The sequence below is a fragment of the Brevibacillus sp. genome, from assembly GCF_003521185.1.
Classification (GTDB): domain Bacteria; phylum Bacillota; class Bacilli; order Brevibacillales; family Brevibacillaceae; genus Brevibacillus; species Brevibacillus parabrevis.
In genome coordinates this window covers 1-26,051 of record NZ_DOTK01000082.1, presented here as the reverse complement: position 1 = coordinate 26,051, position 26,051 = coordinate 1, and the positions used below count along the sequence as shown (strand labels likewise).

At 53.2% G+C, this 26,051-nt stretch carries 26 protein-coding genes; 12 read left to right on the top strand and 14 right to left on the bottom strand.

Annotated elements, in window-relative coordinates:
- Positions 1–25 precede the first annotated feature (25 nt).
- Positions 26–388, bottom strand: coding sequence for a cupin domain-containing protein (locus DEP07_RS25150; RefSeq protein ID WP_122966626.1), 363 nt, complete (start codon positions 386–388; stop codon positions 26–28).
- 84 nt (positions 389–472) lie between these two features.
- A complete protein-coding gene (locus DEP07_RS25145) occupies positions 473–2,296 on the bottom strand; it encodes an SgrR family transcriptional regulator (protein ID WP_280649151.1) in 1,824 nt (607 codons plus the stop codon).
- Positions 2,297–2,416: 120 nt separating this feature from the next.
- Here DEP07_RS25145 and DEP07_RS25140 point away from each other — a divergent pair, with 120 nt between their 5' ends.
- Positions 2,417–3,604, top strand: a complete 1,188-nt coding sequence (locus DEP07_RS25140; protein ID WP_242772962.1) for an MFS transporter — start codon at positions 2,417–2,419, stop codon at positions 3,602–3,604.
- 135 nt (positions 3,605–3,739) lie between these two features.
- Here the strand turns inward: DEP07_RS25140 and DEP07_RS25135 are convergent, their stop codons facing one another.
- From DEP07_RS25135 to DEP07_RS25115, 5 genes are all read right to left on the bottom strand, one after another.
- Positions 3,740–5,428: a methyl-accepting chemotaxis protein gene (locus DEP07_RS25135; RefSeq protein ID WP_280649138.1), complete on the bottom strand. Its 1,689-nt coding sequence runs from the start codon at positions 5,426–5,428 to the stop codon at positions 3,740–3,742.
- 190 nt (positions 5,429–5,618) lie between these two features.
- Positions 5,619–6,200 (bottom strand): ATP-dependent Clp endopeptidase proteolytic subunit ClpP, encoded by a 582-nt coding sequence (gene clpP / locus DEP07_RS25130; RefSeq protein ID WP_122966630.1) that lies wholly within the window; start codon positions 6,198–6,200, stop codon positions 5,619–5,621.
- A gap of 30 nt (positions 6,201–6,230) precedes the next feature.
- Positions 6,231–6,485, bottom strand: a complete 255-nt coding sequence (locus DEP07_RS25125) for a hypothetical protein (protein WP_122966631.1) — start codon at positions 6,483–6,485, stop codon at positions 6,231–6,233.
- The gene (locus DEP07_RS25120; protein WP_122966632.1) at positions 6,482–7,075 is read right to left on the bottom strand and encodes a winged helix-turn-helix domain-containing protein; all 594 of its coding nucleotides are present in this window, start codon (positions 7,073–7,075) and stop codon (positions 6,482–6,484) included. Before DEP07_RS25120 ends, DEP07_RS25125 begins: the two co-directional genes overlap by 4 nt.
- A gap of 160 nt (positions 7,076–7,235) precedes the next feature.
- Positions 7,236–7,994, bottom strand: coding sequence for an MBL fold metallo-hydrolase (locus DEP07_RS25115; RefSeq protein WP_122966633.1), 759 nt, complete (start codon positions 7,992–7,994; stop codon positions 7,236–7,238).
- A gap of 123 nt (positions 7,995–8,117) precedes the next feature.
- Between DEP07_RS25115 and DEP07_RS25110 the strand changes: the two genes are divergently transcribed.
- The 3 genes from DEP07_RS25110 (at position 8,118) to DEP07_RS25100 (ending at position 9,081) form a co-directional block, all read left to right on the top strand.
- The gene (locus DEP07_RS25110) at positions 8,118–8,531 is read left to right on the top strand and encodes an Lrp/AsnC family transcriptional regulator (RefSeq protein WP_122966634.1); all 414 of its coding nucleotides are present in this window, start codon (positions 8,118–8,120) and stop codon (positions 8,529–8,531) included.
- A 107-nt stretch (positions 8,532–8,638) separates the two neighbouring features.
- Complete coding sequence (locus DEP07_RS25105; RefSeq protein ID WP_217365341.1) at positions 8,639–8,920, top strand: hypothetical protein; 282 nt, start codon at positions 8,639–8,641, stop codon at positions 8,918–8,920.
- 26 nt (positions 8,921–8,946) lie between these two features.
- Positions 8,947–9,081, top strand: a complete 135-nt coding sequence (locus tag DEP07_RS25100; protein ID WP_255679197.1) for a hypothetical protein — start codon at positions 8,947–8,949, stop codon at positions 9,079–9,081.
- A 166-nt stretch (positions 9,082–9,247) separates the two neighbouring features.
- On the opposite strand, the gene DEP07_RS25095 is transcribed toward DEP07_RS25100, so the two are convergent.
- Complete coding sequence (locus DEP07_RS25095; protein WP_063229484.1) at positions 9,248–9,556, bottom strand: cupin domain-containing protein; 309 nt, start codon at positions 9,554–9,556, stop codon at positions 9,248–9,250.
- 298 nt (positions 9,557–9,854) lie between these two features.
- Between DEP07_RS25095 and DEP07_RS25090 the strand changes: the two genes are divergently transcribed.
- Both DEP07_RS25090 and DEP07_RS25085 read left to right on the top strand, forming a co-directional pair.
- Positions 9,855–11,021, top strand: a complete 1,167-nt coding sequence (locus DEP07_RS25090; RefSeq protein ID WP_287103190.1) for a cation:proton antiporter — start codon at positions 9,855–9,857, stop codon at positions 11,019–11,021.
- 116 nt (positions 11,022–11,137) lie between these two features.
- A complete protein-coding gene (locus DEP07_RS25085) occupies positions 11,138–12,277 on the top strand; it encodes a glycerate kinase (RefSeq protein ID WP_217023182.1) in 1,140 nt (379 codons plus the stop codon).
- Positions 12,278–12,463: 186 nt separating this feature from the next.
- Here the strand turns inward: DEP07_RS25085 and rpmG are convergent, their stop codons facing one another.
- Both rpmG and DEP07_RS25075 read right to left on the bottom strand, forming a co-directional pair.
- Positions 12,464–12,613 (bottom strand): 50S ribosomal protein L33, encoded by a 150-nt coding sequence (gene rpmG, locus DEP07_RS25080; RefSeq protein ID WP_063229390.1) that lies wholly within the window; start codon positions 12,611–12,613, stop codon positions 12,464–12,466.
- 22 nt (positions 12,614–12,635) lie between these two features.
- Positions 12,636–13,844 carry a GTP-binding protein gene (locus DEP07_RS25075; protein ID WP_173599924.1) on the bottom strand — a complete coding sequence of 403 codons (1,209 nt, stop codon included), beginning with the start codon at positions 13,842–13,844 and terminating at the stop codon, positions 12,636–12,638.
- Between the two features lie 202 nt (positions 13,845–14,046).
- Here DEP07_RS25075 and DEP07_RS25070 point away from each other — a divergent pair, with 202 nt between their 5' ends.
- Positions 14,047–14,808 (top strand): DUF3800 domain-containing protein, encoded by a 762-nt coding sequence (locus DEP07_RS25070; RefSeq protein ID WP_122966639.1) that lies wholly within the window; start codon positions 14,047–14,049, stop codon positions 14,806–14,808.
- A gap of 294 nt (positions 14,809–15,102) precedes the next feature.
- On the opposite strand, the gene DEP07_RS25065 is transcribed toward DEP07_RS25070, so the two are convergent.
- Positions 15,103–16,053, bottom strand: coding sequence for a hypothetical protein (locus DEP07_RS25065; RefSeq protein ID WP_173599925.1), 951 nt, complete (start codon positions 16,051–16,053; stop codon positions 15,103–15,105).
- 225 nt (positions 16,054–16,278) lie between these two features.
- On the opposite strand from DEP07_RS25065, the gene DEP07_RS25060 reads away from it, so the two are divergent.
- From DEP07_RS25060 to DEP07_RS25050, 3 genes are all read left to right on the top strand, one after another.
- Complete coding sequence (locus DEP07_RS25060) at positions 16,279–17,640, top strand: VCBS repeat-containing protein (RefSeq protein WP_122966641.1); 1,362 nt, start codon at positions 16,279–16,281, stop codon at positions 17,638–17,640.
- 78 nt (positions 17,641–17,718) lie between these two features.
- Entirely contained in the window at positions 17,719–18,429 is a 711-nt protein-coding gene (locus DEP07_RS25055) for a response regulator transcription factor (protein ID WP_122966642.1), read from the top strand.
- Positions 18,416–19,852 carry an ATP-binding protein gene (locus DEP07_RS25050; protein ID WP_287103189.1) on the top strand — a complete coding sequence of 479 codons (1,437 nt, stop codon included), beginning with the start codon at positions 18,416–18,418 and terminating at the stop codon, positions 19,850–19,852. Before DEP07_RS25055 ends, DEP07_RS25050 begins: the two co-directional genes overlap by 14 nt.
- Positions 19,853–20,201: 349 nt before the next feature.
- On the opposite strand, the gene DEP07_RS25045 is transcribed toward DEP07_RS25050, so the two are convergent.
- Positions 20,202–21,617, bottom strand: a complete 1,416-nt coding sequence (locus DEP07_RS25045) for an amidase (RefSeq protein WP_242772985.1) — start codon at positions 21,615–21,617, stop codon at positions 20,202–20,204.
- Positions 21,610–21,798 carry a hypothetical protein gene (locus DEP07_RS25040; protein WP_287103188.1) on the bottom strand — a complete coding sequence of 63 codons (189 nt, stop codon included), beginning with the start codon at positions 21,796–21,798 and terminating at the stop codon, positions 21,610–21,612. The genes DEP07_RS25045 and DEP07_RS25040 overlap by 8 nt, the downstream gene beginning before the upstream one ends.
- A gap of 209 nt (positions 21,799–22,007) precedes the next feature.
- Between DEP07_RS25040 and DEP07_RS25035 the strand changes: the two genes are divergently transcribed.
- Complete coding sequence (locus tag DEP07_RS25035; RefSeq protein WP_173597966.1) at positions 22,008–24,326, top strand: transporter substrate-binding protein; 2,319 nt, start codon at positions 22,008–22,010, stop codon at positions 24,324–24,326.
- Between the two features lie 9 nt (positions 24,327–24,335).
- Here the strand turns inward: DEP07_RS25035 and DEP07_RS25030 are convergent, their stop codons facing one another.
- The gene (locus tag DEP07_RS25030) at positions 24,336–24,968 is read right to left on the bottom strand and encodes a nitroreductase family protein (RefSeq protein WP_173597965.1); all 633 of its coding nucleotides are present in this window, start codon (positions 24,966–24,968) and stop codon (positions 24,336–24,338) included.
- 134 nt (positions 24,969–25,102) lie between these two features.
- Between DEP07_RS25030 and DEP07_RS25025 the strand changes: the two genes are divergently transcribed.
- Positions 25,103–25,858 (top strand): SDR family NAD(P)-dependent oxidoreductase, encoded by a 756-nt coding sequence (locus DEP07_RS25025; RefSeq protein ID WP_173597964.1) that lies wholly within the window; start codon positions 25,103–25,105, stop codon positions 25,856–25,858.
- The last annotated feature ends 193 nt before the right edge of the window (positions 25,859–26,051 follow it).

Here is a 26,051-nt window from a genome sequence, read left to right as displayed (position 1 = left end):
GTGCATGTGGAGTTGGCGTGAACCATTATGCTTCCAACAACGTCATGAAGCTGTCGGGATCAAGCTCCTCTCCCTCGATCACGATCGCTGTCATCCCAGACTCTGTTCCCGATTCGTGACCCTCGCCCGCCTGCCAAAAAGCCGCCTGGCCCGCCTGAATCGGAATCCGCTCGTCATCCTCTCCCCGCACCCAGCCCTCTCCGTTGACCACGAGAAAGAGCTGCGGGCAAACAGCCGGATGATAGCCTACTACCCCGCCGGCTTTTACATGAATACAGCCGATAGACACAGCATCTTTCGTACGCAAAATGCGGGAAAACACCGCGCCGACAGAATCAAAACGCTCGATCTCTCTCCCAGCCTGTTCGTCAAATCGGAATCGTCTCATCGTCTCTCCCCCATTTTTCGCACTGAACTCCTATCTTATCGCAATCGCCACATTCGTGACAGACTCTGTTTTCGGCGCTCTCCTTCATTTTGGTGTGGCGATATGCGCCTGTTTGAACCAGATGTCCTTGTAATTGGCTTGGCCCAGCGCATTTAACGAGACTCCGGCAAGTGCCGAGTGGTAAACCGAATGCTGCCTTGTATGGTACAAAAACAGCAGAGCGCACCGCTCGGCCAGTAGCATCTCGATACGCCGCAGCCTCCTTTGCTGCCCTTCCTCGCCCTGTTCCTCCGTCAAAAGCTCCAGTTCACGATCAATCCGCTCGCGCAAGGCCGGATTCCACAAGTTCCGGGCAAAGCTGATGTCCGAGCGAAAAAACTCGACCATCCCCAAAATCCACTGCTCATCAAAAACCTCTCCCGCCAAAACGAGATCGGCTTGAAGCAATACCTCCGGCTTTTTCAACGTTTCAATCGGCACAATCGTCACATCGACGTGGACACCATGCTCCATCAGCTGTTGCTGCACCCACTCGACGTTGTTTTCATTGCCCGCGCCTTCGTATGTATACAGCTTCAAGCGCTCTCCCCTGTAACCGCTGTCCTTTACGGCAGCCTGTTTTTCCTCGCGGCTTCCCGCTGCCAGAGCGGGTTCGATCCCCGGAACTTCCGGAAAAAAGCTGTAGGCCCGCCCGTAGCGGTTTCCTTTCAGTTCGGCAATCATCTGCTTGCGCGAGAGGATGCTATCCACAGCCTGACGAAAAGCGCGGTTTTGCTGCGGGCCTTGCCGATTCAGGTTAAACGCAAGGTAAGTAGCCCCTCGCTCCACTTGCTTCAACTCCTGCCAGCTGCCCAGCGGCTTCGGCATGCTCCAGGCTGTCTGGAAATGGACTTCTTTTTCCGTAGCAAAAAACTTCTCGCTGCGCTTGTCAAATTGCGGCACTACCCAGATTTCCACCCGATCCAAGTGTGCTCGTCCCTGAAAATAAGCGGGAAATGCCTCCAGAACAAACTGTTGCTCATCATTCGTCACCAGCCGAAAAGGCCCGCTTCCGACTGGCAAGCGACTGAACTCCTCGCCTTTTTGCTGCACCATGTCCACCGGAACGATGGACAGACGATCCGAAGCGAGACAGGCAGGCAGCAGCCGATTGGGCCGTCTTAGCCGGATGTGCAAAACGTTGGCGCCAAGAGCCGCCATTCGCTCCACATCTTCAAGCATCCAGCGATACGGCGATCCCGTCTGAGGATCAGCCACCCGCTCCAATGTCCGAACTACATCCTGCGCGGTCAACTCCCGCCCGTGATGAAACAAGACTCCTTTTCGCAAATAAAAGGTCCACTCCGTCCCTGCCGCATTCGTCTCCCAATGATGAGCCAAACGCGGCTTGTAGGCATGTTCCTTAGCATCGTAGCTGATCAGCGTATCGAAAATTTGCCTGACCATGTGCGACTCTGTGCGTCTGTTCACAAAAGCCGGGTCAAGACGGGGAATCGTTCTGTAAAAAGACATGCGCAGCGTGTCCAATGTCCGCTCTTCGACAATTTGACTGTGAAAGCCGAATTGCCCGGAGAGCCAGTCAAAAAAGCGTTCCCTGCCCCCGGCAGGAAGACGGGACTCTTGCAGCAACTGCATAGCCCGCTCCAGATCGCCTTGCTCAATCTGGGCTTTGGCGAGCGGCATGACAATCTGCTCGACACTGCGCAAAAAGACAAGCTGCGAGCCGATTCCCCGCCCTCTGCCCGGCGTCCATTCGATCCAGCCTTGTTCGACCAGCTGCTTGATGATTTTTTTGACGTTGCGTTCCGTACAGCACAAAATCTCCGCCAGCTCGTGAAGCGTAATCGCTTGCGCTTCGCCCTCCTGCCTGTTGGCAAAATGTTGGCGCAAGCGCAAGTAATGATACACAATCTGCAAAGTTGCCTCACTTCTTTCTGTAAAAAGGGGAACTGCCTCTGCTACTACTCTACCCTTTTTCTTCCCCTTTTTCCAACTACAATGGAGAACGAAAAGGGGGTTTTGATTTTCATGCCGATCTGGCGCAATCGACCGTTTCTCATCTTGTTTTGCACGTCCACACTGCTTGCTTGCGGCAGCAAAGTATACGAACTGGCCCTGCCGCTCATTTTGTACGACATGACGCAGTCAGCCATAGCGATGACCACGATGAAAAGCATCGAGTTTTTGCCCAACCTGCTGCTCGCCATGTTCATTGGCGTATGGGTCGACCGCTTTTCGAAAAAGCGCTGGTCGCAATGGATGGTCTTCGGGCAAATGGTGCTGCTGTTTTCACTGTACGCCTTGTCCGCGGCTGGGCACGCCCAGGTCATTCATTACTACATCGCCGGATTTTTTCTGATGGCGTTCAACTACGGCTTTCAAAATGCAAGGGTGAGCATGATCAAGCAAGTCGTGCCTACGCCGCTGCTCACCGCGGCAAATGCCCGTTTTTCGTTCATGAGCACGTTCATTGAAATTATGGGCCCAGCGATTACCGGATTTATTTTGCTGCTGTCCAGTCTGTACTCAGGGCTTCTGATCACAGGCGTAGCCTATATGCTCGCTTTCATCGCGATCTCGTTCCTGGAAAAAGCCGATCCACCTGCTGCGCAAAAAGCCGGGTTCTGGCAGGAGCTAAAAGCTGGCTGGGCCGAGCTGTTGAGCAATAAACCGCTTTGGCATATCACGCTGCTCGTCATTTTTCTCAACGCGACTTCCGGCATGTACGACGCCATGATCATTTTCTTTGCCAAAGATCATTTGCGTCTCGATACTTCTACATTGGGGCTGGTCTTGTCTGTCGCCGGGCTTGGCGGCTTGATCGGCAGCTCCATCGTCGCTCCGCTGCGGCGGCGCTTTCCGCTCGGGAAAATGATGGGCGTAACGATTCTGTCACTCGGCTTCTCCTCTCTGCTCATGGTCTTCGCCACCAGTACGTGGCTGCTCTGCCTGTCCCTGTTTCTCACCGGGCTGATCGCTACGATTGAAAATGTCTGTATCTGGACGTTTCGCCAGGAGACTACGCCCGCCCATCTGATCGGGCGGATTAGCGGCATTACCGGCTCGATTTTCAAGCTGGGAATCGTCTTCTCTATCTTCGGCTCCGGCTTCATGACGGTGTCGATCGGCCCGTGGGCAGTCTTTCTTGTCGCAGCTCTCGGCAACATGCTGATCTTTCTCGTCTACCGCAAGCTGTCCTTGTGGCGGCTGGCCTGATCCGGCAATCACCGCACTCTCGCTTTATGTGGCAAAGAAAAAGCCACTTGCAGTTTTTTCGTGCCTGCAAGTGGCTTTTCGTCTTCGCGCATGGTGTTTCGCTGCACGACAGCATTCCATTTGGTATCCTAGCCTTTATGCTTTGAAGCGGCTGATCATCTTCTCCAAATCCTCCGCCAAATTGGCGAGAGAAGCAGCCGAGGAATGAATTTCCTGCATGGAGGCAAGCTGCTGTTCTGTCGCCGCAGATACGTCCAAAGTCCGGCTGACAGCGGTGTGCGTGACGGAAGCGATCAGCTCCATCGACGCTGCGACTTTTCCCGTGCTCTCTGTCAAGGTACGCGAGGCTTCCGAAACGCTCTCCACGTCTTTTGCCACACTGACAACCGCATCGCGGATGTGCGAAAAGACTTCGCCCGCCGTCGCGACACCTTCCATCCCCGCTGCCACCTCGTCCGAGCCTTTTTGCATCGACGTTACTGCATCAAGTGTCTCTGCGCGTATGGCGCTAACCAGCTGGGTGATTTCCTGTGCGGACGCAGACGCCTGTTCGGCCAGCTTTCTCACCTCATCTGCGACTACCGCAAAGCCTCTGCCTTGCTCACCCGCCCGGGCCGCTTCGATGGCCGCATTGAGCGCGAGCAGATTGGTTTGACCCGCGATTTGCGTGATCACCTCGACAATTTGCCCAATCTGCTCCGAGCGGCTGCCCAGTCCGCTGACCGCATGAGCCAGTTGCTGCATCGTTTCACCGACGCCGTTCATCTGTTCTACCGCAAGCTGAATCGTCCGGGTTCCTCCCGTCGCCAGCTCCGAGGCGTTCAGTGCCGCAGCCGAGACATTTTGCGCACGCGCAGCGATTTGTCCGATGCCTGCGGTCATCTCCTGCACTTCCTTGTCGCCCTCTTCCACTTGATGCGCTTGCACATCTGCGCCTGTAGCCATTTCCTGGATCGTTTCCGCGATTTGCTCGGTTGCCTTGCTAGTCTGCTCCGAGCTGGCCGTCAACTGCTCTGCCGCAGCCGCTACTTGCTGGGCGTGCCCGCGAATCTGGGAAATGAGCGTGCGCAGATTGGCCAGCATCCGGTTAAAGGACGCAGCCAACTCGCCGATCTCGTCTTTGGAGGACACCGTCAGCTCCTTCGTCAGATCGCCTTCCCCATCTGCTATGGCAGCCAACTGCTCGTTAACGCGATTGAGCGGACGAATGATCGCCCGAATCAACAGTCCGCCAATGACGACAGCTACAAGAACTCCTGCGACACTAAAAGCAATCTGGATGTTGACGGACACGACTTCCCGTTCACGCAGCGACTGATCGTCGGCTTCTTTTTCCCGGCGAACATCCTCCATGAGCGTGCTTACCGTCGAATCAAGCTTCTTTCGCGCTTGCCGCTCCAATCCAAAATGATAGACCATCGATTCTTCCCGTCTGCCTTCGTCCAAAGCTGCCACGGCCTTGTCGCTTGCGGCCAAGTACCCTTGATAAAGTTTCTTCGCTTCTTGCAGCGTTGCTTTTTGCTGCTCCGTAATATCCTCGTACTCGTCCAGCTTTTGAAACAGCGCTTCGATTTTGCCTGCTTTCTCCTTCAACTCCTTGCGATACTCTTCATCGCCCGTGAGCACATAGCCGCGCTCGTCATTGTTTCGACCTGTGAGGGTAAACTGCATCTCGCGCAAATCGGTCAGGAACTCTCCGTCGTCGAGCATCTCCTCATAGGCAGATTTCAGTTGTTGCATATGAATGTACATATATGAGCCTGAGCTGAACATAACGGCCAAAATCAGGCTGAAAGCTAGAATGAATTTGGTTCTGATTTTCAAAAGAGTGCCTCCTCTTGTCGAAATGAATGTGATCATGTCGAAAATACTCGGATACCACCCTTTTTCTTTCCCTGTCCTTTTCCTCTTTAAACCAGGCTAAAAAAATATACGCATGTTTAGGGGCAAACGAAAAAGGCATCCTCGAAAACTAAGTTCCGAAGATGCCTCTGCGTCTATGTTTTACAAGCTTTTACAGCTTTTCAATAACTTTATCGATGATCCCGTACTCAAGCGCTTCGGCGGCGGACATGAAGTAGTCGCGGTCGGCATCCTTTTCGATCTGCTCAACCGACTTGCCTGTACGCTGGGCAATGATCGAGTAAAGCAGATTCCGATGCTTCATGATCCGCTCGGCAGCGATTTTAATATCGCTCGCCTGCCCCTGCGTGCCGCCCCATGGCTGGTGAATCATGACCTCTGCATTCGGCAGGGCGTAGCGTTTGCCGGGCGCTCCTGCCACCAGCAGCATCGCTCCCATCGAAGCAGCCATACCTGTGCAGATGGTGGATACGTCGGGCGCCACGAATTGCATGGTGTCGATGATCGCCATTCCCGCTGTCACCGAGCCGCCGGGGGAGTTGATGTACAAATGAATGTCTTTTTTCGGGTCCTCTGCCGCAAGAAACAGCAACTGGGCCACAATTGCATTTGCTACCTGATCATCAATGGCGCTGCCGAGAAAAATAATGCGATCTTTCAGCAGACGGGAGTAAATATCGTACGAACGCTCGCCATAACTCGTCTGCTCAACGACTACCGGAATCAAATTCATGCCAAACCCTCCTTTATATCCTTTAGGCTTTTAGGCTGCCATGCTCATACGTACGGACTGTGGCGGTACAGCCGCTGCCTTGCTTTTGCCAAACCCGGATGACACCTGAGTGATTACAGCAGGCTGGTCGCTCGAACCGATCGTCCACTCTGTCACTGCTGCTTCCCGTTCCACGTTGTTGCCGTTTGCCGGAAGCATGATGACGTTGTCTGCCTTCGGTTCGACCCGTCTTTCCCACACAACGACTGGTCTTGCTTTTACAGGCGCTGAAGCCTCTGCCTTCATGACGGCTCGCCTCCTTCTTTGGGATACACCGCGAGAATGACCTGATACGTCTCCTGTGCACTTGTCTTCGTCTGATACTTTTTGACGAGCTGATTGACGAGCTGCACGTATTCCTCGACAAAAGCTGCCCGCTGCTCCTCGCTGGCGAGGCGAATGCTCGTATCGAGCGTGGCACTCGGAATTTCTTTTTCCTGATCCGAGCGTTCCAGCAAAGCGAGGGCATCCCGCTTGATCCGCTCAGCCGTCTGGATCAAGTGCGACAAAGCTCCCTGATCCTTCATCTGCTGCACGGTGTCGTTAGCCCAGTTCAGCCCTTCGGAGAGCACGTACGTGCGAGCTATCGCCAAATACAGCACTTCAACCAGATTGCGGACCTGCCGACTCCCTACGCGCCTGACCAGCCCGACCTTTTCCAAAGCTTTCAGGTGATAATTCACCCGCTGTGGAATCTCGTTGATTCCCCGCGCTACTTCCGCCGCTGAAGCAGGCTCCGCCAATCGGCTCAAAATCTCGGCCCTGAGCGGATTCAACAACGCCATCGCCTGCTCGGGCGTTTCGACGATATACGTTTCCAGCTGTTCGTGCGCCACAACAACACCTCATGACATTAATCATTTACGTAAAAATAGTTTATTACGTGACAACTCGTTTGTCAAATGCTGGCCAAGCCCGAATTTGCTCGCAGACGAAAAAGCAGCTCCGCCCGTCAGCGAAGCTGCTTCCTTTTTCGATCACACCTTACCTCACAGGTCACAGGTGTGCAACGATCTCCCCGTCATTCGGCACAAGGACGCGTTTTTGCAGTTTGTGCTCGCCCAAAAACTCGCGAAGCTCGCTGCGCGACAACAGGCAGTGATTCCACGTCTCCATGTGGGCTACCAGCACGTGACTATCCGGTGCGGCTGCCGCCACAGATGCTATGTCCTCTTTTGTCATCGTGATCGGATCGCCCGCCAAAAACCTTGCCGCTCCGGCGAACACGACGATGGCATCTGGCGAGAACCGTTGAATCGTCTGCCCTACCTCGTCGCACCAGATCGTATCTCCTGCCATGTACAAGGTCGGTTCGCCAGGGGCTTGCAGGACAAAACCGGAAACTGGCCCCATCGCTTTTCCGATCTCGCCTGTCCCGTGCTGCCCGGCTGTCCGATTCAGGCGAATCCCTTGCCAATCATGTTCGTCCTTGATGGCGGTAACCTGTGAAAATCCTTGTTGCAGCAGCATTTCCTCGTCTGGCTGCTGGCAGAACACAGGTAAATTCCGTGGCAACAGGCTCATCGCTTTTTCGTCCAAATGATCGCGATGCGTATGGGTAATCACAATCGCGTCAACTCCTGCCAGCACTTCTTCCACAGAAAAAGGCAGGTCGACCAAAGGATTTGCCCGCTGATTCGGCGTATTCGGTACAGCAGGCAGCTCCCCGGCATCGCTGAACATCGGGTCGATCAAAAACGTGCGGCCGCCGTAAGCCACTTTCAATGTGGCGTGTCTAACAAGTTGAATGTGCATCTCTTCACTGTCCTCCAGTCCCGGTCGTATAATAGAAATGAGCTTGCTTTTATTGTAAAAAACAAACGCCTCTTCCCGCGAAACAAATACAGCGCCCCACTTTCACCGTGAAAGGAGATTTCCATGCCAGACCAAACCGACCTCGCCATTTTGGCCTTGCTGCGCCAAAACAGCCGCCTTTTGTGGAAAGACATCGGCGAACAGGTGCATTTGAGCGGACAAGCCGTCGGCAACCGCATTCGCCGCATGGAGGAACAGGGTATTATTACCGGCTACACTACACTCGTGGATGAAACAAAGCTGGCTCCGTCCCTCACTGCCATGGTCACCATGTTCATGAAGACGACCGATCATACGAGCTTTACTCGCTTCGTCGCCTCCCGCAGCGAAGTTCTCGAAGCGCATCGCATCAGCGGAGAAGGCTGTTATACGATGAAAATCAACGTCCCTGACCAGTCCGCCCTCAACCGCTTTTTGGATGATCTCCTGCCCTTCGGCAACTATCGCGTCAACCTGTCTATCGGCAAAATCAAATAATCGGATCATTGGCAATGGAATCAATCCCCCTGCTTTTTAGGGTTGCTGGAATATGTGAACAGGAGTAGAATGATGGATACGAAAGGAGGAGGATCGCCGTGGAAGATATGCTGCTGCTGTTTTCACTGGATGATTTCTTCGCCTTGCTCGCCCTCTTTGTGGGTTGCTTCACCTCCGGCTTTTGCCTGAGACGTTGTGATCACCCGCAATTGCAGGCTTTTCGTTGGAGCACGAGTGACAGCTATCAACCCTCCATCAATCCTTGCTCGGTTGAAACTTATCCGATGGCAGCAAGGCAACCGCTGCGCTTCCGCATCATTCGGCGGATTCAGCACGCGAATGGCGACAAGGATACATACAGCTCCCTTTTTTTGGACCGCACGGCTTGAACCACATCCAAAAGGAGGTAGATCTTATGATCGCCAAATATATCGGAGAAGTTTTGTTGTTCGTTGTCGGTTTGCCTATCTTCGCTTACCAAACCGGAGAAAGCTTGCACGCTTTGGCAGACGCATTCGCACAAATGTCCGATTTCGTTAACTGGAAATAAACGTGTCCGCTAGTGGGCAACGATACAAAAAGACCTGGCCGTCCTGCGACAGTCAGGTCTTTTTCTGCGGAAAAAACCTCGGCGTATTTCGTAAACGCAGATGTGCCCGCATGCAGCAGCATCTTGTCCTTCAAAAAAAAGGAGCGCTTGGTCATGACCACTTGTGTTACTTGGTATGAATGCGGTCGCCTCGCGTTGTCGGCTGGGAAATGACCAGAAATTCCACGTCTGCGCTACTCTCGTTTTTCATCTGATGCTTGGCCCCCGGAGGTACTTCTACCCCTTCCTGGACGCCAATCTCATACCGAACGCCTTCTACTTCAAGTACGGCCTGTCCACAGAGCACGAAAAAAAATTGCCGGGAACGCTCATGATAATGGCGCACCTCCGCCGTATTGGCTGGCATTCGCTCAAAAATGACGCTCAAATCCTGGCCTTTGACCAGATGCCAACCGTCGCAATTGTCGCCCCACATGTAATGCTCGGCATTGTGCTTGCTCACTTTTAGCGTATCGTTTGCCTGTTCCGCCACTGACTTTCCCCCTGTTTTTTACTTTCCATGATGACATGCCCGCAGTCTTGCTGCCACTGTTTCTTTACTTTTTCTCCCCGTTATGTTAAAATGTAATCGTATTGCAAATGAATATTCGTTTCGTTTATGGAGGAGCCTGTCATCATAGGGTTCTTTTTGTCTTTTTTCAGCGGACAAAAAGAAAAACCCCTTGATTACGGGCTCTTTTTGTTTTTTTCAAAAAGATAAAGGGGGAAACCACATGCTTATTTTTCAGCTGGCTGTCATCTTGATCGCCTCCAAAATCGCCGGAGACATCAGTGTGCGCCTGGGACAGCCGTCCGTTTTGGGGAAGTTGCTCATCGGTATCGTCCTCGGCCCCACTGTTCTCGGGCTTGTCACTGACACGGAAATTTTGAAAGAAATCAGCCAGATCGGGGTCATCCTGCTCATGTTCATCGCCGGTCTGGAAACCGATATAGACGAGTTCAAGCGCACCGCCAAATCCTCGACCAGTGTAGGTGTGGCAGGCATCATCGCCCCTCTGGCTCTCGGATATGTAGCCGGAATCACAATGGGACTATCGTCGATCGAATCGGTCTTCTTGGGACTCTTGCTCTCCGCAACCAGCGTGAGTATTTCCGTCCAAACGCTGAAAGAACTGGGCAAGCTAAAATCCAGGGAAGGCGCGACCATCATGGGTGCTGCTGTGATTGACGACGTTCTTGTCATTTTGGCCCTCGCCTTTTTGATGAGCTTTGCGGGCGGCGACGTCAACCTGGGAATGGTCGTTTTGAAAAAGGTCGCGTTTTTCGCCGTCGTCATTCTCCTGTCGTGGAAAGTGGTTCCATGGGTTCTGCGTAAATTCGCGCCTTTGCAAGTAACCGAATCCGTCATTTCCGCTGCCCTGATTATTTGTTTCCTGTTTGCCTACTTTGCCGAGTATACAGGTGTGGCCGCGATCATCGGCTCCTATATCGCTGGTGTGGCAATCAGCCTGACCACGTACAAGCAAGAAGTCACGCACAAGGTGGAAACGATCAGCTACGCGGTATTCGTTCCGGTCTTTTTCACCTCGATCGGGGTAACTGCGCAGTTTTCCGGTATTGTGGAAAATCTGTGGCTGATCGTCATCCTGAGTGTCATCGCCATTGTCTCCAAGCTCGTTGGCGGTGCCCTTGGCGCAAAAATGACCGGGTTCCCCTGGAAAAATTCAATGGCAATCGGAGCGGCCATGGTATCGCGGGGCGAAGTGGCGCTGATTATCGCCGCCATCGGGTTGGAAAACAATCTGCTGACAGACGATATGTTTGCCGTCTTGATCGTCGTTGTTCTTTTGACGACGATTGTTACCCCGCCGATGATGAAGTGGTTTTTTGCCGACAAGGACGGACAGGAAGAAAAGCTGTTGATGAAAAAGAATGCGTAACCACAAAAAACAGGCTGCTCCGCGTCACGCGACGCCGGGGCAGCTTTTTTCATCGGCAGACGTTTCTTTAACGAGTCGTTTCGGCTTATCATGAAGAAAAAAGGAGGGTGTCCCGCATGAAAGTCGTCATCGCTCCCGATTCTTTCAAAGGAAGTCTCACGGCCAAGCAAGCAGGTGAAGCGATTCGCGCAGGGGTACAACGCGCCTGCCCCCAAGCCGAAGTTGTCGTCTCGCCCATGGCAGACGGCGGCGAAGGAACCATGCAGTGCCTCGTTGATGCCACCAATGGCAAAGTTTTGACTGCGCAGGCCATGGACCCGCTCGGACGCACGATTGCAGCCCAGTTCGGCATTCTTGGCGACGGCGTGACCTGCGTCATCGAGCTTGCCTCAGCATCTGGTCTGTATCTCATCGCCAAAGACGAACGCAATCCGCTGCTCACTACTACATACGGCTTCGGCCAGCTGATTTTGGCGGGACTCGATCACGGGTGCCGACGCTTTATTCTCGGACTCGGCGGCAGCGCGACTAACGATGGCGGTGCCGGAATGCTGCAAGCGTTGGGCTACAGGCTGCTCGATGCAAACAATCAGCCGCTTGCTTTTGGCGGCGGCGAGCTTTCGCGGCTGTCGCATATCGACGACAGCGACAAAGACAAACGGCTGGATGCGTGCCAATTTGTCATCGCCTGCGATGTCGACAATCCGTTTGTCGGTCCAAACGGTGCTTCCCGCGTATTTGGCCCGCAAAAAGGCGCCACCCCGCAAATGGTTCTCGCACTGGACGAGCATTTGCGGCATTTTGCCGACGTGATCAAACAAACGACTGGCACCGCCATTCACGACTTGCCCGGGACAGGAGCGGCAGGCGGCGTGGCAGGGGCGCTTTTGGCTTTTCTCGGCGGCAAGCTGCAATCCGGGATTCAGATCGTCATGGAAACGACCCGGCTCGCTCTCGCCATGGACGGAGCCGATCTCGTCATCAGCGGAGAAGGCCAGGTCGATTTTCAAACAGCGCAAGGCAAGACACCATGGGGCGTAGCACAGCTCGCGCAGCAATGCGGCATTCCTGTCATCGTGCTGGCAGGCTCTGTCGGGGAAGGCATAGAAGCTTTGTACGAAAAAGGCGTTACCGCTGTCATCGGAATCACCAACAAGCCGATGACGCTGGATGAAGCCATGCAGAATGGCGCTTCCCTGTTGAAACAAGCCGCTGAGCAAGTCATGCGCGTCTACGCCTTGGGCAAAAACGGCTGAAACCGTCCGGCCCGTGGCTGGTTCACACTGTTTGCAACTTCCTTCCATCCTTCAGCAAAAAAGCCCTCCCTCGCCTGCGAAGGATCGGTCCGGAACTGACCTGATTTTCGCAGCATGAGAAAGGGCTTTTTTTCATGAAATGGGATGTGGCCGCTTGCGGTCAACAAACGGTCATGACCGCTTTGTTTACTTCGTCTCCCGGTGCAGCGTATGGCGTTTCAGGCGAGGCGAATATTTTTTCAGCTCCAGCCGCTCTGGATGCGTTCTTTTGTTTTTGGTCGTGATGTAGTTCCGATCTCCTGTTTCCGTACACTGCAAAGTAATGTTTACGCGCATGTGACGCTCCTCCTTTATCCTTTTACATCGACATCTCTACGACGGTGCTGGCTGTAGGCAACGGATCAGGGAGCATGCCCCAGTCCGACTCGTATTCCTCGTCCGTCAAGAGACAGGCATCGAGTTGCTCTGTCACCGCTGTCTGATCCAGCCCAATGCCGATGAACACCACCTCTGTCATCCTGTCGCCGTGATTCGGGTCCCAATTGTGCTGCCAATCCGTCTCTTCTGCAAGCACCGCCTGCTGTTCCTCTGGCGGCAGCGCTGCCGTCCAGTACCCGGCTGTTCCCACTTCAATGGACGGCCCTGCCTGACTGAGCGTCATCGCCAGATCATTTCGCGTTGCCAGCCAGAAAAAACCTTTGGCTCGCACGACCTCTTCCGGCCATTGCGCAAGCCATTCGCCAAATCGTTCCGGGTGAAAAGGTCGGCGCGCGCGGTAGACAAATGAAGAAATCCCGTACTCGTCAGTCTCCGGGGTGTGCTCCTCTTTTTGCAGCTCCGCAATCCAGCCCGCCGATTGGCTGGCAGCTTCGAAATCAAACAAGCCTGTATTCAAAATCTCGTGTGGATCGACCTGACCGCGTACGGAGCGAATCAAGCGCGCCTTTGGCTGCAATTTTCTCAGCACAGCTTCCAACTGCTCCAAATCCTCGGGAGCTACGCGATCGCACTTGTTCAAGATCAGCACGTCGCAAAACTCAATCTGATCCACCAGCAAATCGACCACTTCTCGCGTATCGTCCTCGCCCACAGCCTGATCCCTGTCCAACAAGCTTTCCCCCGAGGAAAAGTCATGCCAGAAACGGTAGGCATCCACCACTGTCACCATCGTGTCCAACCGGGTCAACAGCGACAAATTAATCCCGTTCTCCTCATCAACATATGTGAACGTTTGCGCGACCGGAACAGGCTCGCCGATCCCTGTCGATTCGATCAGTATGTAGTCATACCGTCCTTCGAGCGCCAACCGCTCCACTTCTGTCAGCAAATCTTCCCGCAAAGTGCAGCAAATGCAGCCGTTCGACATCTCCACGACCTTTTCATCTACGCGGGAAATGCCTCCCCCTTGCGCTACCAAAGCTCCATCCATATTCACTTCGCTAAGGTCGTTGACAATGATGGCGACGCGCAATCCGTCCCGGTTGTTCAAAACGTGATTGAGCAATGTCGTCTTCCCTGCTCCCAAGTAGCCGCTCAACACTGTTACCGGGATTCTTGTATCGTTCATCAGTTGCTCTCCTTTGTCTGTTTGTTTAACAAAACGTAATCATTACGATTTATGAATCATACTAAACCAACTGAAGTCGTCATGTCAACACAAAACGAAATAATTACGATTTAACGAACTCACCACGGTCCAAAACACGTCCTCTTTCTGTTCCTTTATTTGGTATAATCGAACTATGTCGCAGTCGAAAGTAGGAGCAAATGTGACTTTATACGGGTTTTACACGGATGAGTCAGGAAACAACGGCTTCAACGATATGAAAAACCAGCCGGTACTCTGCTATGCAGGCGTACTTGTTCCGATCCATCACCAAATCCACTTGCACCGTGAAGTGCAGAAAATAAAAGACAACCTGGAAAAAGATATAAAAGCAGCCATCCACGGGATACCCGCCGAGCAATTTCCGCACATCGATTTCTTCAAAAAGTTCGAGATACACGGAAAAGCGTTTATTGATGGCGAAAATTTTTACTATAATTTGTCAGATGCACAACGCTTCCGGGTCGTTGATGAATTGCTGTCTCTGGTGAAAGCTGCCGAGGTAAAAGTGGTGGCGGCCCTTGTCAACAAGCCGCTTTATCAGGCCAAGGCAAAAGAGACGAATCATAACCGGATGCACCTTCATGCGTATACGGAACTCGTGAAGTGCCTCTCAAACGAGATGAGTCATTCCGATTCTTACGCCTTCATCATCTGTGACGACGGCAAGCCTAGCGAACTCAACCATTTTCGTGACGCCTTGCGAAACCCGGCAAATCGCCGGGTGTACCCGGACCTTCAAATCAAATTGTCGCATGATACAAACGCAAACCTGATCCAGCTTGCCGACATGATCAACTTCATCACTTCCGTTTATTTTCGGGCGATCTACGGCTTTCCTCCGCGCAAACGGCACCAGGAGACCCTCTTCGCTCTTTACACCAGGCACCTGAAATCCAAGATCATCACATGGGAGTATAAATAAAAAGAGGAGAACGCACCCAACGTGCGAACTCCTCTTTTCGGTCGTACACAACGTGCGACCTGTTCCTACCCTATCCACAATCCGGCGCTTTTATGCCCAAAACAAATTAAGACACTCTGTTCATAGATCAAAAACTGAGCTACGCACAGAATGCCTTAATTTCATGTGGATTTAGTCGTACACAACGTGCGAGCAAATCCCTCGATTTCTATTGTATGCCTGGTTCCTTTTTTTGTCAAGGCTCATGAACAAGCAAGGAGAAGAGGATTTGCTCTTCTCCTTGCGCCAGTCGCTTTAGCGCAGTCTTTTCATCGCAACAGCTTCTCCATGCACGCCCATTACCGGCTGGTATACAGTGCGATTGTTCAACTGATCCTGCTCCACAACCGGACGAGGACGGTTCTCTTTCCAGGTGATCTGACTGTACACATTGCCTGCAGCCGTAGGCATGGTAACCAAAATGTCCTTCACCTGATCCTGATTGCCATCCGCGATCGCCAATTTTGGCAGCAATCCTTGATCGCGTTTGCCCACGGGGATGATCGTCTGTTGATGATCTTTTCCTTCCCGCACGACCAGCCGCAAATTTTTCGCTGTCTGGTTCATGGAGAAGCCCATTTTGTCTCCGATCAAAAGAATCTGGTCTTTTACCCCATCGCCCGTTACATCGGCATACTTGGTATCCAGTACATATGTACTGTCGCCCCGCATGCTAAAACCGCTATTAATCGAGACTTCCTGCGATGGCAAGTTGTCTTCGTCCGCTTTTTCCACCGTCAGTGACAGCAGTTGCGGCTTGTTGTCAACGACATTCCACACGCTGGTCGCCACTGCAACATAATCCTCGTTGTTGAATCCCCACATAATCTGTTTGCCCATCCAGCGCAGGTTGCCTTTGGCGTCGCGGAAAGGCACGAGTTCAACCAGCTTTTGCGTAAACCCGTCCATCGTCCTCAACAGCTTTCCGTCCGCTTGATAAATCCCTTTGTCCATATACTTCGTCTTGTTCGCGGACAAATCAATTGTCGTGACCGCTTTTGTGCGCAAGTTGGTCACCTTCGCCTGAAATCCAGCGGTAAACTGAACGGAAAACGGGATATCTTGCCCAGGCTGGAGCAGGACTACCGGAGCATATGCCTGCGTCTGGAAAGTGCTCGCATGAACCGGATCGGCTCCCACTCCTGATGCGATGAGAATCGCGCCGCTACATGCGATCGCTGCCATTGCCTTTTGCCATCGTTTCATAATTGTTCTCCTCCTCTGTAAATGGGCATGCTATTTCTTGCCAGATTGTTACACCCGTGTATTTCCTTCCCTCTATACATCTCTAACGAGGGGGACAGGGTAAATGTTGCTAGTAAATAATTCCTAAGTTTTCTTGCTCGTTTTTACCGATTTGCAACAACTTTACAGAAGCGGCAAGCTACAATAGAGTCAAATGTGAAGCAGCTACAGAAAGGAACAATCACAATGAAAAAGGCTTGGCTCTTGTCTGCGGCATTCTGCGCTGCCTTGTTGAGCGGTTGCGGCCTGACAGATACTCCAAATGAATTGATGCGCGCCCCTTCGGCTGACGGCGACCAGAAATCGATCAATCAGGCCGTCATGCAATTTTTGCCTGCCGGTTCTCAACTGGCGGTCCCGCTGCACCCTGCGGAAGCAAGCGCTGTCTCCCTGCAAGATTTGAACGGAGACGGAGCTCCCGAGGTTGTCGCGTTTTACAAGTCAGATAAAACCGACTACGAGATCGGCGTGCTGGTGCTGACCCAAAAGCAGGGAAACTGGCAAAAGCTGACTTCTTTTACCGGGATCGGCAATGAGCTGGACTACGTTTCGTTCAACGACCTGACTGGCGACCATATCCCGGAGATGCTGATAGGACTGGGCGGCGGTGACGGCTTGAACAAAGAACTGTCCGTCTTTTCGATCGCCGATGACAAGACCCAGGAACTGATGAAGCAGTCGTATTCGGTAATGGCGGTTGGCGACCTGAACGGAGATCAACAGCCCGAGCTTGCCCTGGTCATGCACGATCACACCAACTTCACCTCCAAAGCAGAGCTGTTCGGCGCAAAAGACGGGAAAATTACCAAACTGACTGAGATCGCGCTCGACGGCTACGTAAACGGATACGAACAGGCGATTATCGGCAAAGCATCGCCTACGCGCAATGCGCTGTTTATCGAATCGGGTGTCGGCGCACATTCCTCTGCCACCGACCTGCTGCTCTGGGAAAATGGCGAGCTGCGCAATCCGCTGGCTAAAGTAGAGGGAGAAATGGATTTGACCTTCAAGGCTTATTCTTTGTACAGTGAGGATATTAACGGGGATGGAATTATTGAGGTCGGCACGATGATTCAGCCGCTTGGGACGGAAGATATGGCGATGGCCGAAATTCCTTGGATCTCCTCCTACTTTCAATGGGATGGAAAAACGGGGCTGAAACACGTGGAGGATCACTACCAGAACTTTGCCCAGGGCATCGATCTGAAAATTCCCGATAAATGGCGGGACAAATACTCACTCGCGACCCTCCCCAGCTCCAATTCGTTCACGATGCGCTTTTTCTACTACGGAGAAAACGGGAAAAATAAAGCCGAGCTTTTGACTCTCCAAAGCGTTCCGCAAACCGAGTGGAGCAAATTCGAGAACGGACTCAAGCAGAAGCAAGTTCCTTACGTCCTGCTGAAAGAAGAGGGCAAGCAAGTTTTGATCGCGATTCTGCCGCAAGCAGCACCTAACCTCGGCAAGTCTGCCATGCAGGAGTACCGTGCCATGCAGCTCACTGCCGACGAAATACGCCAGCTCTACAAGCCTTTATCCATTCCGTGATAAAGGCCAGCGCTGTTTACCCGTCCATCGTCTATGGATAGCTGAAAAAGTCGAAATCAGATCAAGGGGATTTGCCTTATGAAGGTTTTATTGCTGGAAGATGAAAAATCGATCCGCGATTTTGTGCGCATCAATCTGAAACGCGAAGGCTGGGAAGTCATCGAGGCAGCCACCGGAGAAGAAGCACTGGAGATCGCAGACGCCAATACCGATATCGAGATTGCCATTCTCGACGTCATGCTGCCTGGCATCGACGGCTTTGAAGTATGCGGGCATCTGCGCAAAAAATATCCGCGCCTGGGCATCATCATGCTCACCGCCAAAAGTCAGGAGCTGGACAAAGTAATGGGGCTGGAGTTCGGCGCCGACGACTATGTGTCCAAGCCGTTCAGTCCCGCAGAGCTGTTGGCTCGCGTCAAGGCGCTGCACCGCAGGCTCGCTCCTGTTCCCGCAGCTGTTGAAGACAAAAACGTCATTGATATTGCCCCGTTCACCTTGCTGCTCGATGAGCGGAAGCTGACCAAAAAGGACCAGGAAATTGTCCTGACCCCGAAAGAGTTCGCGATTATCAAGCTGTTGGCCGAGAACGCGAACAAAGCAATCAGCCGCGATGAGATTTTGACCAACGTCTGGGGCCAGTTTTTCGTCGGCGACTTGAAGATCGTCGACGTGAACATGCGGAGAATCCGGCAAAAAATCGAGGATGATCCTGCTCACCCGACTTTCCTGGAAACGGTTTGGGGATACGGGTACCTGTGGCGAAAGGATGCTCCTCATGAAAGGAATTAAAAGCAGGCTTGTCCTCTACTTCGGCATGATCCTGCTTTTGATTGTGTTGTTGCTGGAAGGCCTGTTTTATTGGGCTGTCCACACTTACTACTTCGGGACAGCGACCGAAGCATTGGAAACACGCAGCACGACGTTCACCAATTTTATCAACAAATACGCTACCGGCTACCGCCTGAAGGATAAAGCTCGTTATATTTTGGAGAACATCTCCAGTCAGGAGTATGCCAAAATCGAGGTTCTCGACCTGAATGGCAAAGTCATCCTCAACTCTTACGGGTTCCAGACAGGAGAGCTGATCCAGACTTCCGACGTCACAGATGCCATTCGCGGGCAAAAAGGACTGTTTGTCGGCAGAAGCCCGCAATCCCGCGAGCGGGTAATTGCCATCTCCAATCCGCTCACGTTTGCTTCTGAATACGTCGGGGTGCTGCGCTACACGATCTCCGCCGAGCCTTTATATCAGGCGGTTAATCGCATTGCCCTCTACGGACTGAGTGTTGGGGCGGGCGTAGTTTTGCTGGCTTTTGCTCTCAGCCTGCTCATGGCAAAACGAATCGTCGACCCGATCGAAGAGCTGACCAACGCCGCGAAGCAAATGGCCGAGGGCAATTTCACCGCCCGCGCCCCCAAACGCTACGATGACGAGGTAGGAACGCTCGCCGATACATTCAACTACATGGCAGCGGAGATCGGCAAAAACGAGAAGCTGAAAAACGACTTCATCTCCTCCGTCTCCCACGAGCTGCGCACGCCGCTCACTTCGATAAAAGGCTGGGGGGAAACGCTCATTTCTGGCGGCTTGGAGGAGCCGGAGGAAACGATGCTCGGCCTTGAAGTCATCTCCAAGGAAACGGATCGGCTCATCGGCCTGGTAGAAGAACTGCTCGACTTTTCCAAGTTTCAGTCCGGCGAGATGAAGCTTTCCCGCGAACGGATGGACTTGCGCGAGATTTTGGACGATATGCATGTGCAATTCGCCATCCGCTCCCAGGAGAAGCAAATCGATTTTCAACTCGACCTGCCCGCTTCTCCGCTGATCGTCATGGGCGATCCAAACAGGTTGAAGCAAGTGTTTGTCAATCTGCTGGACAACGCCTTCAAATTCACGCCAAAAGGCGGCACGATATGCGTAGCGGCAACGACCTCGGAAGACAGGCTGACGGTCACCGTAACGGATAGCGGAGAGGGCATCCATCCGAACGATTTGCCGCATGTCACGGAAAAGTTTTTCAAAGGCACCTCCAAGCTGTCTGGAAGCGGCCTGGGGCTTGCGATCTGCAAGGAGATCATTCAACTCCACACAGGTCGATTCCTGGTCAGCAGCGAGCAAGGGCGCGGCACTTCCATCATGGTTGATTTGCCTCTGGCCCCTCCCCTTGCCGGACTTGCCGGAAGCGCGCCGACGGTGGAACGAACGGAGTGAAATCGGCAATCGCTTACTTCCTCGACGTACACACCCGGCACAGAGGTTTTGCCTCGCCGATCGGTTTTGATTCCACCTGCAACTGCACTCTCGCTCCCAAAAGCTGTCCGAACAGCGCAGCCTGCTTGAATGCGAAGGTTGCGCAGCAAAAAGCTGTCCGATATCGCCAGGCACATGCATCGCTAATAAAACACGTGTTTATACCATACAAAAAGGCAGCGCTGTCCCATGACTTTTTCCTGTCCGGGACAGCCGCTGCCTTTTTCCTTGCTTGCCTTGGCACATGCACATGCGCTGCCTGTTCCGCTCGTTCTCTGTGCCATTTTTCCTTGGTGTTTACAGTTACACGCTACACTCGCACCAGCTCCGGTTTTTTGCCTTGCAACGGATTCGTCTGCTCCACCGCGTAGCCCACATTCAGCACCAGCCCTTCTTGCAGAGCCGGCCCAATGATTTGCAAGCCTACCGGCATTCCGCTCTTCAGCCCACACGGAACCGTCAAAGCGGGCAGTCCGGTGAGATTGCTCGGCCCGGTAAAGCGAATGATCTGATTGATCAAGTCGACCTGCTCACCATTCAAGTCAGCGAACGCCTCTCCGATATTAGGCGCAATAATCGGCAAAGTCGGGGCGATGATCACATTCACCTTTTCAAAAGCCTTGCGGAAGTCGCGCTTGATTTGGCGGCGAAGCTGCTGCGCCTGCAAGTATTCGACCGCAGACGGAAGCTCTCCCAGCTCAAACAACAGGCGGATGTCGCTGCCAAAGTCGTCCGGCCGCTTCAGCAAATTGCGATGATGGATGGTAGCGGCCTCTGACAAAATCGTAATCATCTCTGCGTACTCCGCGTAGGCAAGTGCCGGAATCTCGACCGCCTCCACTCTGGCGCCTTGATCTGCGAGTGCCTGGATCGCCTTCCTCACCAGCCGCTCCACTTCCGTATCCACCTGCTTGAAGAAATAGTCCTCGTTCACCCCGATCACCAGCTTGCTCACATCGCCAGTCAACTCAGCCGTGTATGTAGCAACAGGCGCATTTACAGATGTCGGATCGTTTGGATCGTAGCCTGCAATAATTTCCAGCAAGCCTGCCGCATCCTTCACTGTTTTCGTCATCGGGCCGATATGGTCAAGCGACCAGGAGAGCGGAAAGCAGCCGTATTTGCTTACCCTGCCGTGCGTCGGCTTCAACCCGACAATCCCGCAAGCAGAAGACGGAATGCGAATGGAGCCAGCCGTATCCGTGCCAAGCGAAGCGACGCACATATCCGCTGCCACTGCTGCTCCCGAGCCGCCGCTTGAACCGCCTGGGATTTTATCCGGGTTCCACGGGTTCCGGCACGCGCCGTAATGCGGATTGTTGTTCGTAATCCCCCACGCGTATTCATGCATGTTCAGCTTTCCGGTAAAGACAGCCCCGGCTTCCCGCAGCTTGGCAATAATCGTCGCATCGTAATCTGGAACAAAATGCTGATGAATTTTCGATGCCATCGTCGTCACTTCATTTTGAAAGTACAAGTTGTCCTTGATCCCCATTGGAATCCCGTGATACATCCCGCGATACCCGCCGGAAGCAATCTCCGCATCTGCTTTTGCGGCCGCTTTCTCAGCCGCTTCTCTCGTAATGGACAAATACGCATTGATCGTCGGATTCAACGCTTCGGCGTGATCCAAAACAGCCCTCGTCAGTTCCAGCGAGGAGACGTCCCGCTTTTCCAGCAGGCCAGCCAGCTCTTCTGCCGACTTGCCGATCAACTCTTTACTCAAGATGGTCACCCCCCGGGATATTTCGCAATGCGATATCGTGATCATCCAGCAAAGCCGCTTCTGTCTCTTGCTTCAAACTGACGATCCCCCGCCATCTCATCTCCAATTCATCGAGATGCTCCTTGGGCACCCTCACGCCTTTTGTTTCCAGACTATCGAGAATGAACAATTTCAAAGCCATTCCCCTCCTTCCTTTTGCGCTTTTCCTATCGCAACTCTTATGCCAATCAAAAACAGAGGCAGGACAAGCATTTGCCGCGAAGAATCTGTTTCATTAACAGATTTCCACGCGCAATTTTCTGATTTTTCTATACAAAACTCGCGGCAAACACGCTCTTTCTCATTTTGAGACTGGTTTTCGCAAATCAAGACATGAAACGAGGGGATATTGTGCGCATCCAAATCGGCTTGCTTTTTTCCTTGACGGGAACTACCTCGCTCACCGAAAAAGGGCAATGCGATGCTGCCAGGTTCGCCATCGAGGAATATAATCGCGCTTCCTGCCAAGTCGAAGCTGTCATAGCGGATATTGGCTCCGATCCGCGAAAAGGGGCACAAGCAGCGGAAAAGCTGGCCCGGCAAGGAGTTCGCATCTTTGTAGGCTGCTACACGTCGACCTGCCGCCAAGCCATCCTCCCTGTGCTGGAAGCATACCATTGCCTGCTTGTTTATCCGACTTTATACGAGGGGAAGGAGTGTCACCCAAACGTCATCTACACCGGGGAGCTGCCGAACCAGCAAATTCATACGCTGCTGGACTATATGACCAGCCATTACGGCAAGCGCGTCTACTGCATCGGCACTGATTACTACTATCCGCGCGAAACGCATCGGCAGGTGCATTCCTTTTTGACGCAACGCAATGGCATGGTTGTAAAAGAGCATTACGTGCCGTTCGGACACCAGCATTTTCACGATGTCTTGTCCGATATCGCCGAAGAACAGCCGGATGCCGTCTTTTCCACGCTGGTCGGGAAAAGTATCGCGCCCTTTTACCGGGATTTTCACCGCATGGCGGCTCCGCGAAAAAAGATCCCTATTTTCAGTCCGATCACAAAAGAGACGGAACTGGCTGCAATCGGCACGCCATACCGCGCGGGTCATTACAGCTCCGCCAGCTATTTTCAGTCGCTGCCTGGCGAGGACAACAAAGCGTTCATCGCTACTTTCCAGCGGTTTCTCGGGGAAAAGCGCCCGATTTCCTCTGTCATGTACAACACGTACCTGGGAACCAAGCTCATCCTGGAAAGCTTGCTGGACACAAAAAGCATTAGCCACCGGGACATTGTGAAGCAGATCAAGGGCCGCACATTCCCGACCGTATGCGGCCCGATGGCGCTGGACACCTCTGATCGCCATCTGTCCAGACCCGTCAAAATCGGCAAATCGCTCCCCAACGGACAATTCGAGATCGTGTGGGATTCCAAGCGCAGCATCTCGCCTGCTCCCTTCCTGACAGATACGAAGCTTCCTGGCGCTTTGCCTGAAACGGTCTTGAACGGTTGGAGCCGAATCAGCGACGAAGCGCTTATCGTGGCCACCACGGACGGCTTGATCGTCTACATGAGCGAGCAGGCATCTGCTTTGACGCAGCTCTCCCCTGGTCAAACGGTGGCAAAAAACAACTGGGCTGACCTCTCTTCCCGCTATGAGGTGACATGCTCCGAGCAAGCGCCTTATCTTTTTTACTTGTTGAAAGCGAAAGCAAGCGCAACACCCACCGTTCAGCTTGCCAGTCCTGCCGCTTCCTTTGGCCGCGTGCGAACATCCCATCCCGGCTACCAAGCGGAGCTGAATGTCGCTCGTCTGGCGGCGGAATCGCAAGCCAATGTGCTTATTTTGGGCGAAACGGGAACAGGCAAGGAAGTTTTGGCCGAAGCGATTCACCGGGAAAGCGAGCGCCGCCACGGTCCTTTTCTTGCGATAAACGCTGCCTCGCTGCCGCGGGATTTGATCGCCAGCGAGCTGTTCGGGTTTGTCGACGGGGCATTTACAGGAGCAAAAAAAGGCGGGGCGATCGGCAAATTTGAGGCGGCCAACAACGGAACGATTTTTCTCGACGAAATTGGCGACATGCCGCTTGATTTGCAGGCTGTCCTGCTTCGCGTCATCGAATCGAGAAAGATCGTCCGCCTTGGCGATACAAAGGAACGAGCCATAAACGTCCGCATCATCGCCGCCACCAACCGCAATCTGCTGCAAGCCGTGGCGAATAGCGATACGTTCCGGGCCGATTTGTTTTACCGTCTGAACGTGCTGTCCATCACCATTCCGCCGCTGCGCGAGCGCAGCGAAGATATCCGGCAGCTCGCCCAGCAATTCCTGCACGACTTGTGTGCCCTTTACGGCAACGGGCCACATCTCATCGAAAAGGCAGCCTGGAATGCCCTCTTAGGCTACCAATGGCCGGGAAATGTACGCGAGCTGCGCAATGTCGTGGAACGGGCTTTTTTGTTAGCCAAAAGAGCAGGCGAACCGATTCGCCCGGAACACTTGCCCAGCCATATTCGCGAAGATGTTCCCCTCCCGTCCGCTTCTCCTTTTTCCTTGAAAAAGCTGGAGCAAAAAGTGATCGAAGAAGCCCTGCAAAAATCGCCCAACGTGGAAGCGGCCGCGCAAATGCTCGGTATCGCCCGCAGCACCTTGTATCGAAAAATAAAAGAAGGCACAAAAAAACTGCCGGAAAATCCGGCAGCCTGGGAACGCTAAAGTAAACATTTAGAAGCTGTTCGTGATCACGAGTTCATCCAGTCCGAAGCGGGCAGTTGGGTACGCCTGCACACTCGCTGTTCCGATGGTGAGCATCAAGGTCGGCAAATAACGCGATGGGATGTTCAGCTCTTTGATCAGCGCATCGCGGTTGTATCCGCCCATTGGGCATGTGTCATAGCCTTTTGCTTTTGCTGCCAGCATGAGCTGCATAGCGGCATAGGAAGAGTTGCGGATGGCCTCGTCACGGGCGATCTCAGGGTTGTTTTTGTAAGCCCCTTCGATTTGTCCGATCAAGGTGTCGCGTACTTCCTGAGTGACATAGCCTTTTTCCAGCGCGGCGTCATAAATCGTATAGGCGGACTTGTTTGCTTCCAAATCGCCCAGGATGATGATGGTCGCGTAAGCATCCACAACCTGCTGCTGACCGTAAGCGATTGGCAGCAGCTTTTCCTTGATCGCCGGGTCGGTTACGACGAGAAAACGCCAATGTTGCAAATTCCAGGAAGACGGAGCGCTGGCTGCGAGACGCAAAATTTCATTCAGCTCTCCTTGGGGAATCGTTGCATTCGGATCGTATTTGCGTACGCTGTGGCGTGCTTCCATCACCTGTTCAGCGGTCATTTTCAATTCTGTGTTCATACTCATTCTCCTCTCAGTATTGAAATACCCTTGTTGAAGTATATAACTTACTTTAATATAGTTACAAACATTATTCAATCATTTTTTCTTACGCTTTACCGCTTTTCATCCCCTATTGTTTGGAGGCGCTTCGTTTGAAATACACGGATAACATTGTCATCGTCACTGGCGGCGGTCAAGGCATCGGTTTGGCTGTCGCCTCCATGTACGCAGCTCACGGCGCTCACGTCGTCATCGCGGAGCAAAATCCCGCAGCAGGCGAAGCCGCTGTCGAAAAAATAAACGCTGCCCGAGATACTCCCGGAACGGCTTTATTTGTCCAAACAGACGTAAGCTCGCCCGAGCAGATCGAGCAACTGATGCAAACAGTCGACTCCCGCTTGGGGCGTCTCGATGTGCTGATCAACAACGCTGGCCTGTCCGTCTGGGAATCGCCTTACGACTTGGCTGTCGACGCATGGGATCGCATCTTGAACACCAACCTGCGCAGCGTCTTTCTCGCTTCGCGGGAAGCAGCCAAAATCATGCGTCGCAACGGCGGCGGCGCCATCGTCAACCTCGCTTCTACAAGAGCGCATATGTCCGAGCCGCACTCCGAGGCATACGCCGCTTCCAAAGGGGGCATTCTCGCACTCACCCACGCTTTGGGCGTGTCGCTTGGACCTGACGGAATACGCGTGAACGCCATATCACCGGGCTGGATCGAAAATGGCGATTACTCCGCCCTGCGCCCGCAGGATCATGCGCAGCACCCGGCGGGACGGGTCGGCACTCCCGACGATATCGCCCGTGCCTGCCTCTTCTTGACGAGCAAGGACAACGACTTCATTACCGGCACAGAGCTTGTCATCGATGGAGGCATGACGCGCAAAATGATTTACGAGCCATAAAGCTAAACCAATGCCCCTCCTCCTGAATACTTTGTGGGTAACAAGAGATAAAGGAGGAGTTCGATGTCTTTTGAAGAGGAAGACCTCAGGCTGCTTGCCCTCTGGCTGTTGGCGATCGGTTATTTGATTCTCGCCTTCACTGAGTTCGCCGCCCTTGGATATTGGTAAATAAGATCGGGTAGGAGGCTACCCA

Bases quoted from the DNA above. Each gene is read 5' to 3' on its own strand.
- DEP07_RS25150 (WP_122966626.1), bottom strand. From the start codon at position 388: ATGAGACGATTCCGATTTGACGAACAGGCTGGGAGAGAGATCGAGCGT.
- DEP07_RS25140 (WP_242772962.1), top strand. From the start codon at position 2,417: ATGCCGATCTGGCGCAATCGACCGTTTCTCATCTTGTTTTGCACGTCC.
- clpP (WP_122966630.1), bottom strand. From the start codon at position 6,200: ATGAATTTGATTCCGGTAGTCGTTGAGCAGACGAGTTATGGCGAGCGT.
- DEP07_RS25125 (WP_122966631.1), bottom strand. From the start codon at position 6,485: ATGAAGGCAGAGGCTTCAGCGCCTGTAAAAGCAAGACCAGTCGTTGTG.
- DEP07_RS25115 (WP_122966633.1), bottom strand. From the start codon at position 7,994: ATGCACATTCAACTTGTTAGACACGCCACATTGAAAGTGGCTTACGGC.
- DEP07_RS25110 (WP_122966634.1), top strand. From the start codon at position 8,118: ATGCCAGACCAAACCGACCTCGCCATTTTGGCCTTGCTGCGCCAAAAC.
- DEP07_RS25105 (WP_217365341.1), top strand. From the start codon at position 8,639: ATGCTGCTGCTGTTTTCACTGGATGATTTCTTCGCCTTGCTCGCCCTC.
- DEP07_RS25100 (WP_255679197.1), top strand. From the start codon at position 8,947: ATGATCGCCAAATATATCGGAGAAGTTTTGTTGTTCGTTGTCGGTTTG.
- DEP07_RS25095 (WP_063229484.1), bottom strand. From the start codon at position 9,556: ATGTGGGGCGACAATTGCGACGGTTGGCATCTGGTCAAAGGCCAGGAT.
- DEP07_RS25090 (WP_287103190.1), top strand. From the start codon at position 9,855: ATGCTTATTTTTCAGCTGGCTGTCATCTTGATCGCCTCCAAAATCGCC.
- DEP07_RS25085 (WP_217023182.1), top strand. From the start codon at position 11,138: ATGAAAGTCGTCATCGCTCCCGATTCTTTCAAAGGAAGTCTCACGGCC.
- rpmG (WP_063229390.1), bottom strand. From the start codon at position 12,613: ATGCGCGTAAACATTACTTTGCAGTGTACGGAAACAGGAGATCGGAAC.
- DEP07_RS25075 (WP_173599924.1), bottom strand. From the start codon at position 13,844: ATGAACGATACAAGAATCCCGGTAACAGTGTTGAGCGGCTACTTGGGA.
- DEP07_RS25065 (WP_173599925.1), bottom strand. From the start codon at position 16,053: ATGAAACGATGGCAAAAGGCAATGGCAGCGATCGCATGTAGCGGCGCG.
- DEP07_RS25060 (WP_122966641.1), top strand. From the start codon at position 16,279: ATGAAAAAGGCTTGGCTCTTGTCTGCGGCATTCTGCGCTGCCTTGTTG.
- DEP07_RS25055 (WP_122966642.1), top strand. From the start codon at position 17,719: ATGAAGGTTTTATTGCTGGAAGATGAAAAATCGATCCGCGATTTTGTG.
- DEP07_RS25050 (WP_287103189.1), top strand. From the start codon at position 18,416: ATGAAAGGAATTAAAAGCAGGCTTGTCCTCTACTTCGGCATGATCCTG.
- DEP07_RS25040 (WP_287103188.1), bottom strand. From the start codon at position 21,798: ATGGCTTTGAAATTGTTCATTCTCGATAGTCTGGAAACAAAAGGCGTG.
- DEP07_RS25030 (WP_173597965.1), bottom strand. From the start codon at position 24,968: ATGAACACAGAATTGAAAATGACCGCTGAACAGGTGATGGAAGCACGC.